Source organism: Mycobacterium pseudokansasii (assembly GCF_900566075.1).
Classification (GTDB): domain Bacteria; phylum Actinomycetota; class Actinomycetes; order Mycobacteriales; family Mycobacteriaceae; genus Mycobacterium; species Mycobacterium pseudokansasii.
Genome location: NZ_UPHU01000001.1, coordinates 4,712,848 through 4,725,980, shown reverse-complemented (window position 1 = coordinate 4,725,980; position 13,133 = coordinate 4,712,848). Strand labels below are relative to the sequence as shown.

The 13,133-nt window shown below is 67.2% G+C and carries 10 protein-coding genes and 1 pseudogene; 9 read left to right on the top strand and 2 right to left on the bottom strand.

What is annotated here, in order from left to right; all coding sequences use genetic code 11:
* Positions 1-5: 5 nt before the first annotated feature.
* The 6 genes from narH (at position 6) to EET10_RS21125 (ending at position 9,025) form a co-directional block, all read left to right on the top strand.
* A complete protein-coding gene (narH, locus tag EET10_RS21150) occupies positions 6-1,592 on the top strand; it encodes a nitrate reductase subunit beta (protein WP_122502473.1) in 1,587 nt (528 codons plus the stop codon).
* On the top strand, positions 1,589-2,251 hold the full coding sequence (gene narJ, locus EET10_RS21145; protein WP_122502472.1) for a nitrate reductase molybdenum cofactor assembly chaperone: 663 nt from the start codon (positions 1,589-1,591) through the stop codon (positions 2,249-2,251). Before narH ends, narJ begins: the two co-directional genes overlap by 4 nt.
* Positions 2,244-2,975 carry a respiratory nitrate reductase subunit gamma gene (gene narI, locus EET10_RS21140; RefSeq protein WP_063467036.1) on the top strand — a complete coding sequence of 244 codons (732 nt, stop codon included), beginning with the start codon at positions 2,244-2,246 and terminating at the stop codon, positions 2,973-2,975. Before narJ ends, narI begins: the two co-directional genes overlap by 8 nt.
* Before the next feature lie 184 nt (positions 2,976-3,159).
* On the top strand, positions 3,160-5,034 hold the full coding sequence (gene typA, locus EET10_RS21135) for a translational GTPase TypA (protein WP_063467035.1): 1,875 nt from the start codon (positions 3,160-3,162) through the stop codon (positions 5,032-5,034).
* 103 nt (positions 5,035-5,137) lie between these two features.
* On the top strand, positions 5,138-7,024 hold the full coding sequence (locus EET10_RS21130) for an ABC transporter family substrate-binding protein (RefSeq protein WP_244602034.1): 1,887 nt from the start codon (positions 5,138-5,140) through the stop codon (positions 7,022-7,024).
* A 228-nt stretch (positions 7,025-7,252) separates the two neighbouring features.
* Positions 7,253-9,025: a PE family protein gene (locus tag EET10_RS21125; protein WP_122502471.1), complete on the top strand. Its 1,773-nt coding sequence runs from the start codon at positions 7,253-7,255 to the stop codon at positions 9,023-9,025.
* A gap of 32 nt (positions 9,026-9,057) precedes the next feature.
* On the opposite strand, the gene EET10_RS21120 is transcribed toward EET10_RS21125, so the two are convergent.
* A complete protein-coding gene (locus EET10_RS21120; protein ID WP_063467032.1) occupies positions 9,058-9,654 on the bottom strand; it encodes a TetR/AcrR family transcriptional regulator in 597 nt (198 codons plus the stop codon).
* Positions 9,655-9,966: 312 nt separating this feature from the next.
* Here EET10_RS21120 and EET10_RS31080 point away from each other — a divergent pair.
* The 3 genes and pseudogenes from EET10_RS31080 to EET10_RS21105 all read left to right on the top strand — a co-directional run.
* A pseudogene (locus EET10_RS31080) lies at positions 9,967-10,327 on the top strand (PE family protein); the annotation flags it as partial.
* Between the two features lie 443 nt (positions 10,328-10,770).
* Positions 10,771-11,667: an N-acetyl-1-D-myo-inositol-2-amino-2-deoxy-alpha-D-glucopyranoside deacetylase gene (mshB, locus tag EET10_RS21110; protein WP_063467030.1), complete on the top strand. Its 897-nt coding sequence runs from the start codon at positions 10,771-10,773 to the stop codon at positions 11,665-11,667.
* Positions 11,668-11,759: 92 nt separating this feature from the next.
* The gene (locus tag EET10_RS21105; protein WP_063467029.1) at positions 11,760-12,224 is read left to right on the top strand and encodes a hypothetical protein; all 465 of its coding nucleotides are present in this window, start codon (positions 11,760-11,762) and stop codon (positions 12,222-12,224) included.
* Between the two features lie 13 nt (positions 12,225-12,237).
* On the opposite strand, the gene EET10_RS21100 is transcribed toward EET10_RS21105, so the two are convergent.
* On the bottom strand, positions 12,238-13,110 hold the full coding sequence (locus EET10_RS21100; RefSeq protein ID WP_063467028.1) for a PE family protein: 873 nt from the start codon (positions 13,108-13,110) through the stop codon (positions 12,238-12,240).
* Between the last annotated feature and the right edge of the window lie 23 nt (positions 13,111-13,133).

The window sequence follows — 13,133 nt, the reverse complement described above, 5'->3', positions numbered from 1 at the left end:
AGACGATGAAAGTCATGGCGCAGCTGGCGATGGTGATGAACCTCGACAAATGCATCGGCTGCCACACCTGTTCGGTCACCTGCAAGCAGGCCTGGACCAACCGCGCCGGCACCGAGTACGTGTGGTTCAACAACGTCGAAACCCGTCCGGGCCAAGGTTATCCGCGCACCTACGAGGACCAGGAGCGCTGGCGCGGCGGCTGGGTACGCGACAAGAAGGGCCGGTTGCGGCTGCGTGACGGCGGACGCTTCCACAAGCTGTTGCGGATCTTCGCCAACCCCAAGCTGCCCACCATCGACGAGTACTACGAGCCGTGGACCTACGACTACGAAAACCTGACCACGGCACCCGCCGGCGACACGTTCCCGACGGCCGCGCCGAAAAGCCTGATCAGCGGCAAACCGATGAAGGTCTCCTGGGGGCCGAACTGGGACGACAATCTCGCCGGGTCGCCGGAAATCCTTTCCGAGGACCCGATATTGAAGAAGGTCAGTGACGAGGTCCGGCTGAAGCTGGAAGAGACCTTCATGTTCTACCTGCCGCGGATCTGCGAGCACTGCCTCAACCCGTCCTGTGTGGCGTCGTGCCCGTCGGGCGCGATGTACAAGCGCAGCGAGGACGGCATCGTGCTGGTCGACCAGGACCGCTGTCGCGGCTGGCGCATGTGTGTGTCCGGATGTCCTTACAAGAAGGTGTATTTCAACCACAAGACCGGCAAGGCCGAGAAGTGCACGCTGTGCTATCCGCGGATGGAGGTCGGCCTGCCGACCATCTGCTCGGAGACCTGCGTGGGCCGGCTGCGCTATCTGGGCCTGGTGCTCTACGACGTCGACCGCGTGCTGCAGGGCGCATCGGTGGAAGACGACACCGACCTCTACGAGGCGCAGCGACGAATCCTGCTCGATCCCAACGACCCTGCGGTGATCGCCGCCGCCCGCGCGGAAGGTATCTCGCAGGAGTGGATCGAGGCCGCGCAGCGCTCCCCGGTGTATGCACTGATCAACACCTACCGGGTGGCGCTGCCGCTGCACCCGGAGTACCGGACGATGCCGATGGTCTGGTACATCCCGCCGCTGTCGCCGGTGGTCGACGCGGTCAGCCGCGACGGTCACGACGGCGAGGAACTGGGCAATCTGTTCGGCGCGCTGGAGGCGCTGCGCATTCCGATGCAGTACCTGGCCGAACTGTTCACCGCCGGCGACACCGCCGTGGTCGAGGGCGTGTTGCGCCGGCTCGCGGCGATGCGTTCCTACATGCGCGACATCAACCTCGGCCGGGAGACCCAGCCCCACATCCCGGAGTCGGTCGGGATGACCGAAGAGCAGATCTACGAAATGTATCGGCTGCTCGCGATCGCGAAATACGAAGAGCGCTACGTCATTCCGACCGCGTTCAGCCCGCAGGCGCGCGAGCTGGAGCAGCTGGGCTGCTCGCTGACCGGCGAAGGCGGCCCGGGCATGTACGAGGACGGCGGGCCGGTGCCCGTCTCCGTGGAGACATTCCATGCCACGCGAGCGGCCACGGTGAACCTGTTGACCTGGCAGGGCGACCAGGTGCCGGTCGGGATGTTCCCCGAAAAGCGGCAGTCATGAAACTGCGCTCCCGAAACCGCGAACCCGCGCTGCGCGATCGGCTGGTCTGGCAGGCCGCGTCGCTGCTGCTGGCCTACCCCGACGACGGGCTGGCCGAGCGTCTGGATACCGTCGAAAGCCTGCTGGCACACCTGGACGGGACCGTCGCCGAGCTGCTCGGACGCACCGTTGTGGCGCTGCGGGCCGCCGAGCCGATGGCCGCCGCCATGGACTACGTCGCCACGTTCGACATGCGCCGGCGAGCCACCATGTACCTGACGTACTGGACCGCGGGGGATACCCGCAACCGCGGGCGGGAGATGCTGGCCTTCGCCACCGCCTACCGGGAGGCCGGTGTGGAGCCGCCACGCAGCGAGGCGCCGGATCACCTGCCCGTGGTGCTCGAGTTCGCGGCGACCGTCGCACCCGGGGCGGGACGCCGGTTGTTGACCGAGCACCGGGTCCCGATCGACGTGCTGCGGTCCGCGTTGGCCGACGCCGGGTCGCCGTATGAGCACACCGTGGCGGCGGTGTGCGAGACGCTGCTGGCGGCCACCGACCAGGAAGTGCGCCGGGCGCAACGTCTGGTAGAAGCCGGTCCGCCCGCGGAAGCCGTTGGGCTGCAACCGTTTACCTTGACCGTGCCGCCTCGACGCGAAGAAGGAGCGCCCGATGTTTAGCAACGTACTGTTCTGGGACATCACTCCTTACGTCACGCTGGCGGTCTTGGTGGTCGGCCTCTGGTGGCGATACCGTTACGACAAATTCGGCTGGACCTCACGCTCTTCGCAGATCTACGAGTCGCGGCTGCTGAGCATCGCCAGCCCGATCTTCCACTTCGGAATCCTGGCGGTGTTCGCCGGGCACGTGATGGGATTGTTCATCCCGCCGCGGGTGACCAAGGCGCTGCATGTCAGCGACTACGTCTATCACCTCCAAGCCGTCATCGCCGGATCCATCGCGGGCTTTGCCACGCTGGTCGGGGTCGGGCTGCTGATCTACCGGCGGTTCACCCGCCCGGCGGTGTCGGCGGCCACCACCCGCAGCGACAAGGTGATGTATGTGGTTCTGGTGCTGGCGATCGTGGTGGGCCTCTACTGCGACCTGATCGGCACCGGCCCGCATGGCGGCGAGTTCCACTACCGCTACACCGTCGGCATGTGGTTCCGGCGGATCTGGGTCTTCCAGCCGCACGGCGAAGTGATGATCAACGCACCGCTGGACTATCAGCTGCATGCCCTGATCGGGATGGTGCTGTTCACGCTGTGGCCGTTCACCCGGCTGGTGCACGTGCTGAGCGCGCCGATCGCTTACCTGTTCCGGCCCTACATCGTCTACCGCAGCCGCGACGTGGCCGCATCCGACCAGTTGGTCGGTTCGGCGCCGCCCCGTCGCGGCTGGTAGGGCCGTCTCCAGGGCGTGCCGAGGCTGCGCCCAGCGCGCCGAGACTGCGCCCAGCGCGCCGCTCAGCCGCCCGCGGTAGCTCTGTACGCAGAGTCGATGTACGAGACGGCCTTGAGACGGCCTTCGAGACGGCGCCGGACGCTGGTTTTCGCGAACCGGCCACCGGGCTGCCACAATCACCGACGTGCCATTCCGCAATGTCGCCATCGTCGCGCACGTCGACCACGGCAAAACCACGCTGGTCGACGCGATGCTGCGGCAATCCGGGGCGCTGGCCGAACGTGGCGGGCTGCAGGAACGCGTGATGGACACCGGCGACCTGGAGCGGGAAAAGGGCATCACCATCCTGGCCAAGAACACCGCGGTGCACCGCCACAACAGCGATGGATCCGTGACGGTAATCAATGTGATCGACACTCCTGGGCACGCCGACTTCGGCGGCGAGGTGGAGCGCGGGCTGTCCATGGTGGACGGGGTGCTGCTGCTGGTCGACGCGTCCGAGGGGCCGCTGCCCCAGACCCGCTTCGTGCTGCGCAAGGCGCTGGCCGCGCACTTGCCGGTGATCCTCGTCGTCAACAAGACCGACCGGCCCGACGCGCGCATCGCCGAGGTCGTCGAGGCCAGTCACGACCTGTTGCTGGACGTGGCCAGCGATCTCGACGACGAAGCAGCCGCAGCAGCCGAGCACGCGCTGGGCCTACCCACGCTGTTCGCATCCGGACGCGCCGGGGTGGCCAGCACCACCCAGCCGCTCGACGGCCAGATTCCCGACGGCGACAACCTCGACCCGCTGTTCGAGGTCCTCGACGAGCACGTGCCGCCGCCGAAAGGCGACCCGGAGGCGCCGTTGCAGGCCCTGGTCACCAACCTGGATGCCTCGACATTCCTGGGCCGCCTGGCGTTGATCCGTGTCTACAACGGACGCATCCGCAAGGGTCAGCAGGTGGCGTGGCTCCGCGAGGAAGGCGCCGCGACCGCCAAGATCACCGAATTGCTGGCCACCGAAGGAGTGCAACGCACTCCTACCGAGGAAGCCGTCGCCGGCGATATCGTCGCCGTCGCCGGACTGCCGGAGATCATGATCGGCGACACGCTTGCCGATCTGGCCAACCCCGTCGCGCTCCCCAGGATCACCGTCGACGAGCCGGCCATCTCGGTCACCATCGGCACCAACACCTCACCGCTGGCCGGCAAGGTGGCAGGCCACAAGCTCACCGCCCGCATGGTCCGCAACCGGCTGGACGCCGAGCTGGTGGGCAACGTGTCGATCCGGGTCCTCGACATCGGCGCACCGGACGCCTGGGAGGTGCAGGGCCGCGGCGAGCTGGCGCTGGCCGTGCTGGTCGAGCAGATGCGCCGCGAGGGCTTCGAATTGACCGTGGGCAAGCCGCAGGTGGTGACCAAGACCATCGACGGCAGGTTGCACGAGCCGTTCGAGGCGATGACCGTCGACTGCCCGGAAGAATACGTCGGCGCGATCACCCAATTGATGGCCGCCCGCAAGGGCCGCATGGTTGAGATGGCCAACCACACCACCGGCTGGGTGCGCATGGATTTCGTGGTGCCCAGCCGGGGCCTGATCGGGTGGCGCACCGACTTCCTCACCGAGACCCGCGGCACCGGCGTTGCACACGCCGTGTTCGACGGGTACAAGCCGTGGGCGGGGGAGATCCGGGCGCGACACACCGGATCGCTGGTCTCCGACCGGTCCGGCACCATCACGCCGTTCGCGCTGCTCCAACTCGCCGACCGGGGCCAGTTCTTCGTCGAGCCCGGCCAGGACACCTACGAGGGCATGGTCGTCGGCATCAACCCGCGCCCGGAGGACCTCGACATCAACGTCACCCGGGAGAAGAAGCTGACCAACATGCGGTCGTCGACCGCCGATGTCATCGAGACGCTGGCCAAGCCGCTCGAACTCGACCTGGAGCGGGCCATGGAGTTCTGCGCCCCCGACGAATGCGTCGAGGTGACCCCCGAAGTCGTGCGGGTCCGCAAAGTCGAGCTGGATGCCACCTCCCGCGCCCGCAGCCGGGCGCGGGCAAAGGCCCGGGGTTAGCTTGGGTTCGCCCGGCTCGCGCGAGCGTGACGCCACTGCGAAGTCCGGCCCGGTTTTTCGCCGTGACGTCCCCGTCGTGGGTCACCTCGATACCCTGGGGCTTGTGCTGCGCCGAGCCCGTCATGTCATCGTGACGGTCGGGGTGCTGATCTCGACATTGGGTTTGGCGCTGTCCGGTTGCACGGTGAGCCCGCCGCCGGCGCCCCAGAGCACGGATACCACGCACATCACCCCGCCGCCGCCGCCGCATCCCACTCAGATCATCATGGGCATCGACTCGATCGGTGCCGGGTTCAACCCGCATCTGCTCTCGGATCTGTCGCCGGTGAACGCGGCGATCAGCGCGCTGGTGTTGCCAAGCGCCTTCCGCCCGGTGCCCGATGCCGGCTCGCCGACCGGTTCGCGCTGGGAGATGGACCCGACGTTGCTGGTGTCGGCGGATGTGACCAGCGAAAACCCGTTTACGGTGACCTACAAGATCCGGCCCGAGGCGCAATGGACCGACAACGCGCCCATCGCCGCCGACGATTTCTGGTACCTGTGGCGGCAGATGGTCAGCCAGCCTGGCGTCATCGATCCGGCCGGCTATGACCTCATCACCGGTGTGCAATCGCTCGAAGGCGGCAAGCAGGCGGTGGTGACCTTCGCGCAGCCATACCCGGCGTGGCGGGAGTTGTTCAACAACCTGCTGCCGGCGCACATAGTCAAGGACGTGCCGGGCGGTTTTGCTGCGGGGTTGGCCCGGGCGCTACCCGTCACCGGCGGGCAGTTCCGGGTGGAGAATATCGACCCGCAGCGCGACGAGATCCTGATCGCCCGCAACGACCGGTACTGGGGGCCGCCTGCCCAACCCGGCCTGATCCTCTTCCGGCGGGCCGGGGCACCCGCGGTGCTGGCCGATTCGGTGCGTAACGGCGACACGCAGGTGGCGCAGGTGCATGGCGGTTCGGCCGCCTTCGCGCAGTTGTCGGCCATTCCGGATGTGCGGACCGCGCGGATCGTGACACCGCGGGTCATGCAGCTGACGCTGCGGGCAAACGTGCCCAAGCTGGCCGACGCGCAAGTCCGCAAGGCGATCCTGGGGCTGCTGGACATCGATCTGCTGGCCGCGGTGGGCGCCGGCAGCGACAACACCGTGACCCTGGACCAGTCGCAGATCCGCTCGCCCAGCGACCCGGGCTATGTGCCGACCGCGCCACCGGCGATGACGACCACCACCGCGTTGGGGTTGCTGGCTGCATCCGGATATGAGATCGACAGCAACATGTCGGCGTCGACCGCGCCGCCGGGACCGGCTTCGACCACACCGGTGAGTACCGGGCCGCCCGAAGTGATCCGGGGCCGCATCAGCAAGGACGGCAAACAGCTGTCGCTGGTCATCGGCGTGGCGGCGAATGACCCGACGTCGGTTGCGGTCGCCAATACGGCCGCCGACCAACTGCGCAACGTCGGGATCGACGCGACCGTGCTGGCCCTGGACCCGGTCATACTTTATCGGGATGCGTTGAACGACAACCGGATTGACGCCATCGTGGGGTGGCACCAAGCCGGCGGAAACCTGGCGACATTGCTGGCCTCTCGTTACAGCTGTCCCGCGCTGCAGGCCACCCAGGTCCCGTCCCCGGCTTCGCCGGCGGTTACCCCGACCGGCGCCACGCCGACCGTGGCTCCCGACACGGTTACGCCCACGCCGCAGCCCGGGCCGCCGGCCGATCCGGGCGCGCTGGTCAAGGCGCCGTCGAACCTCACCGGGATCTGCGATCGCAGCATCCAGTCGAATATCGACGCCGCCCTCAACGGCACCAAGAACATCAACGACGTGATCACCGCAATCGAACCGCGCCTGTGGAATATGTCGACCGTGCTGCCGATATTGCAGGACACCACGATCGTCGCGGCCGGTCCGAGCGTGCAGAACGTCAGCCTGTCCGGCGCGGTGCCGGTCGGCATCGTCGGCGACGCCGGCCAATGGGTCAAGACCGGGCCGTAGCGGCCCGCGGTGGCCATCGGTTCGGGTAAACCCGTGGGCGATAGCTCTTTTCGCCGCGATCACGGGACCGCCTGAGGACGCCGTTACGCATTACCCGAGTGGCAAATTGTTACCAACGGATTACATCGAAACGCCTGAAGCGGCTCGCAGGTCGCGATACGCTCCGCTGCGGGCTGCTCTGATCGGGCCAGGGACGGCCAGCAATGACGCACGGTTGAGAGGCCCGAGATGTCTTTTGTATTCGCAGACGCCGAGCTATTGACGGCGGCGGCAACGGATTTGGCAAATATCGGTTCGACGATAAACACGGCCAGCAATACCGCGGCATCCGCGACCACCAGTGTGCTCCCTCCGGCTCTCGATGAGGTGTCGGCGAGCATCGCAGCGCTGTTCGGGGCGCACGGCCAGGCATATCAACAGCTCAGCACGCAGATGGCGCTGTTTCATGACCAGTTTGTGCGGACGCTGAACTCGGGTGCGGCGGCGTACGTCGGCAGCGAGGCCGGCAATGTGGCGGGGATGCTCTCGGGTGGCCCGGCGGGCGCGCTGCTCGAGCAGGCGGGCCAGGCGCGGGCCGCTCTCACCGCCGACCTGGCCTGCGCCGAGCTCGCGCTCAACGAGACCTTGGTCGCCGGTGAAACCGCGTTGGGGCAAGCGGTCGCCGGCGTCAACGGCGCATTGGGCGGTGTGCTCAACGCCGGCTTCAACGCCGCCAACTCTCTGGTGTATGCCGGCGAGCAGTTCGTCAACACCGTCGCGGGTGTGCCGGTCGCGCCGAATCTCAGCGCCAGCCTGCTGGTCGGCGGTTCGGTGCAAGGCGGTGGGCAGTTCGGTGCCGGTCTTGCCACATTGATCCCGACGGGTCGGCTGCTGACCGGCGGCTTCGACAGTGCGATCGACAGGTTGGCTGCGCAGTTGAGTGCTGCCCTGCCGCCCGGTATCGGCGGTGGACCCGGGGTGCTTTCGGGACTGGTGGCCACCGGCGGGACCCTTGCGGCCGGCTTGCACAGCGGGTACCCGGGGCTGCTGCAAGCGGTGGTTCCCGGCCCGGTCCGAGCGGTGCTGACGGGCTCGCCGGACAGTGTGTTGCAGCACATTGCGCACGCTGAAGTCGTCCTTGGTTCCGGCATCGTCAACGGTGAGCTGGCCTTCAACCATGCTCTGGTCGACGGGGAGATGGCGTTGCAGCAAGCTGTTTTCGGAACCGACGCGGCGTTCAACGGCGTGGTCAACAACGGCTTTGGCATCGTCAACTCGTTGCTGGGTACTGGCGAGCAATTCGTCAACACCCTGTTGGGTGCGCCGGTTCCGGACGGCTTCCATTCCAGCTTGGTCGTCGGTGGGTCGGTGGCGGGCGAAGCCCAACTCGGCGGTATCGCGGGCGCGATCACTCAAAAACTCATGCTGGACGCCAACCTGATCGGCCTGACCGGCGGCGTAGTGACGCCCGCGCTGGTGGCGTTGGGTGTCGATCCGACGCCGGTGCAGGCTGTCTTGGGTGCCCCGGCTGGTTTCGTGGCACAGCTGGAGCACGGGCTGGTGGGCTTCAACGCCAACCTGATCGGCGCCGAACTTGCCCTCAACCATCGGTTGGTCACTGGTGAAATGGGCTTGGAGCGGGCCGTTTTCGGCACCAACGGTGCCCTCAACGGGGTCATCGATCGCGCCTTCAATATGGGCAATCTGGCGTTGGGCACCGGCGAGCAATTGGTCAACACCGTCCTGGGTGCACCCGCTCCGGCAGGTTTTTACGCCGACCTGATCATCGGTGGTGACGGGCAGGTCTTCAGCGACGGTCACGTCGGCGGCCTGTTGGGTGCCGTGCAGCAGAAACTGATGCTCGACACTCAATTGGTCGGCCTGGTTCTCGGCGGCGGACCGGTCGATGTCTCTACCGGTGTCGAAACCGGTGGTGGCGGCGAAATCGGTGGCGTCGGAGGCGAATTCGGTGGTGGTGTCGAAACCGGTGGTGGCGGCGAGGTCGGCGGCGGAACGTACTGACGGCGGCGGTCCGTTGCCGGCAACCAAGACGTCTAGGACGTCTTTCGCGGGATCACCGTGTCGACGATGAGTTCCAGCTCTCTACGGTTTGGCGGCGTTCCGGTCAACATGAAGTGCTGGTTGATCAGGGCGGGCCCGACCCGTGCCGTCAACGGGGTGAGCAGGGACGCATCGATCTGGCCGTCGCGAACAGCGGCCTGCAGTATCGACTCGACGATTTTCAGGCGCGGAAATATCACCGCGTCGGTGAAGATGGCGCGCAGTTCGGGTTCGTGGACCAGCTGACCGATGATTTCGAGGCCAGGAAAATCGGTCTTGCCTGCCAGCACATCACGCTGAGCGGTGAAAACCGTCAACAGGTTTTCCCGCGCCGACCGGCCGGGGCGCGGGTCCTCCAGCGGCGGCACAGCGTGCTGCAGGGCGGCGTGGACCAGGTCATGCTTGCTGGCCCAGCGCCGATACAGTGCGGCCTTGCCGGTACGAGCGCGCGCCGCAATCCCTTCCATCGTCAGGCCGCCGTACCCGGCCGCCGCCAGCTCGGCCAACGTGGCCGCATAGAGCGCACGTTCGAGCACTTCGCCGCGCCGGCGACTGCGGACGTTCGACCGGTCCTGGGTGAGCTGGGCCATGGTGTGATAGTAGCCGCTCGCGTTCCTATTTGTTGCTCCTGGAGCCGGCGCTTCAGGATCCGGCCCGGCGTGCGGGCCGCTTCCCGGACAGCGGGACTGCAAACAGCCCGTCCGAATCCGCCCGGTGACGCTCTCCGCTGCAGGCGGTTCATCCTCGGCACGGGCCGGTGGCGGGCCGATTACCCGAGTAGCACATTATTGCCAACGGATTCTGTGGAAATGGTCATCTAAGCGGTCGTATCGGGATACGCTCCGCTTTGGTCACCCGATCGGGGCGGGACGGCCGGTAGTAGTGCTGTGGGGAGGTCGAACGTGTCTTTTCTCTTAGCGGAACCGCAACTTGTAGCCGCCGCCGCAACGGATTTGGCGGGAATTGGTTCGACGATAAGCGCGGCCAACACGGCCGCAGAAGCCGCAACGACCGGGGTGATACCGGCCGCTCTGGACGAGGTGTCGGCGGCGCTCGCATCGCTGTTCAGCGCCCACGGCCAGGCATACCAGGCGCTCAGCGCCCAGGCCGCGCGCTTTTCACGACCAGTTTGTGCAGGCATTGAACGCCGGCGCGAACCTGTATGCCAGTGCCGAGGCCGCTAACGCGTCTCCGATGCAGGCGGCGCAGAAGCTGCTCAGCGCACCGGGCCAGGCGTTGGCGGGCGGTTCGCCGGGCAGCCCGTTGCAGCGGCTCGAGTCGGCGCAGATCAAGTTCACCACCACTCTGGTCAACAACGAGCTGGGCTTCAACCATTGGTTGTTGACCAACGAGGTGGGATTGGAGCAGCGGTTCTTCGGCACCGACAGTGCCCTCAACGGGGTGATCAACCGCGGCTTCAACGTCGGTAACCTGCTGGTGGGCACCGGCGAGCAGGCTCTCAACACGGTGGTGGGCGCACCGGTGCCGGCAAACTTCACCTCGAGCCTGCTCACCGGCAGCGGGGCCCAGGTCTTCAACGGCGGTCAAATCGGCGGTCTGGCAGGCGCTTTCGATCAAGGCCTGATGGTCGCCGCCGACCTCGCCGGCCTCGTCACGGGCCGGTAGGGGGGCGTGTTCGGTCCGTTTGCGGTAGGCCATTGGTTGGGGCTGGATGCCGCCGCGCCCGGCGGCTAGGGTGCTAGCCGATGCCTGAGACGCCGCGGCTGCTGTTCGTGCATGCCCACCCCGACGATGAAAGCCTCAGCAACGGCGCGACGATCGCCCACTACACCGCCCGGGGCGCAGTGGTCCATGTCGTCACCTGCACGCTCGGTGAGGAGGGCGAGGTCATCGGCGACCGCTGGGCCCAACTCGCCGCCGACCACGCCGATCAACTCGGCGGCTACCGCATTGCCGAACTCACCGCCGCACTGCGGCTGCTGGGGGTGAGCGGACCCCGCTATCTGGGCGGCGCGGGCCGTTGGCGTGACTCCGGGATGGCCGGCACCGAGCAGCGCAGCAAGCGCAGATTCGTCGATGCCGACGAACGGGAGGCGGTGGGAGCACTGGTCGGGATCATTCGCGAGGTCCGCCCGCATGTCGTGGTGAGTTACGACCCCGACGGCGGATATGGGCATCCCGACCACGTGCATACCCACAAAGTCACCGCCGCCGCGGTGGCCGCAGCAGACACCTCAGATTTCCCGGGCGACCCGTGGACGGTGCCGAAGGTTTACTGGACTGTCTTCGGGCTCAGCGCATTCCGCGCGGCCAAGCAGGACCTGGCCGCCGAGGACCTGCGGCCCGAGTGGGTGATGCCGCCGGACGACGTACCCTTCGCCTTTCCGGACGAACGGATCGACGCCGTCGTCGAGGGGGACTCGCATGCGCAGGCCGCAAAGGCCGCGGCGCTCGCGGCGCACGCCACCCAGGTCACCGTCGGCCCGACCGGCCGGGCCTGCGCCCTGTCCAACAACATGGCGCTGCCGATCGCGGCTCAGGAGCACTATGTGCTCGCCGCGGGCGTCGCGGGGGACCGCGACGAACGTGGCTGGGAAACAGATCTGCTCGCCGGTCTGGGCTTCACCGGTTACGGCACGTAGGCTGCCAATCAGGCAGCCACGGAAGGAATTCGCATGGACCCCGACCTGGACCCTAACCTGCAGCATTGGCAGGACCGGCTGGACAGCCTGCAGTGGGTCATCGGTTCGATCCTCTCCCAAATCGACAGCGTCCCAACCTGACCGAAACTCAGCCGCGTGCCGTCTCGGGTGAAGAGACCGCCGCCACCACCGACCCCGCGATACGTGTCGTTGTCTTGGCGTTGCTGGCCGTCGACGGGGTGTTATCCGCACTAGCCGGGGCTCTGCTGCTGCCGTCCTACATCGGTTCGGTGCCCTTCCCGATCAGCGCTGTGATCAGTGGATTGGTCAATGCCGCCCTCGTATGGGCAGCCGAGCGATGGACCACGTCGCCACGGCTCGCCGCGTTGCCGTTGTGGACATGGCTATTGACAGTGGCGGTGTTGAGCCTGGGCGGTCCCGGTGATGACGTCGTCCTGGGTGGACGGGGCCCGATGGCCTTTGGGGCTTTGATCCTCATCGGGTTGGGGGTCGCGCCGCCGGCATGGGTGCTGTGGCGGCGCCGCGTCAGCGGCTAACGGTTACCGCCGGTTATGGCAGCGGCGGCCAGGGCGGAAGGAAGTTGCGGATCCAGTTGATCTCGGTGTTGATGAACTGGTTGACCGATGCCGTGGTGGCCGACCAGAAGTTGCTCAGCCCCTGACTGAAGGTGATGGTCCCGTCCAGCCAGTCGAGCGTGTTGAACAGCGCACTCTGCACCATCGGCTCGAAGAGGTAGTAGAAGAAGTTGATCTGGGGCGCCAAGATCCCGAGATAGGGCACCCAACCCGCCGCCCAGGAGGCGACGTTGAAGCCCCACTGCACCCACGGCTCGGCCCAAAGATAGAAATTCTGGATAGCAGTGGCCACCGACACCGGTATGACCGCTGCCGGTGCCGCGGCGGCGCCGGCCAAGGGCCGCAGCAGCGCGCCGTTGCCCGCCAAAGCGCCGAGTCCGCCGGTGGGCGGCAGCGCCAGCGCCCCCGCTAACGGGTTCCCGCCGAGCATGCTGGGGCCCACAGCGCCACCGACGGCGCTTTTGACTTGGTTCACCGCCTGCGATACGAGGCCGTTCGGGCCGATCAACGGGTGGCCCAGCAGTTTCTGGGCAGGCGCGGTCACCGCACCCAGCAAGGTCTTGGCCGCGTTGGCCTCGGCGGACGCATAGGCGTTGGCGCCGGCGCCCAGGGCCTGCGCGAACTGGTCGTGAAACGTCGCCAACTGCGCGCTGAGCCGCTGGTACACCTGACCCTGTGACGAGAACAGGGCGGCGACCTGCGCCGAGACGGCGTCGGCGGCTGACGCGGTGACCGCGGTCGTCGGAACCGCCGCCGCCGCGTTGGCCGCGCTGATTTCCGATCCGATGCCGGCGACACTCGAAGCCGCCGCTGCCAGCGCCTCCGGTGCCGCGGCCAGATACGACATCGCGTCCGCACCCCCGTTCCACC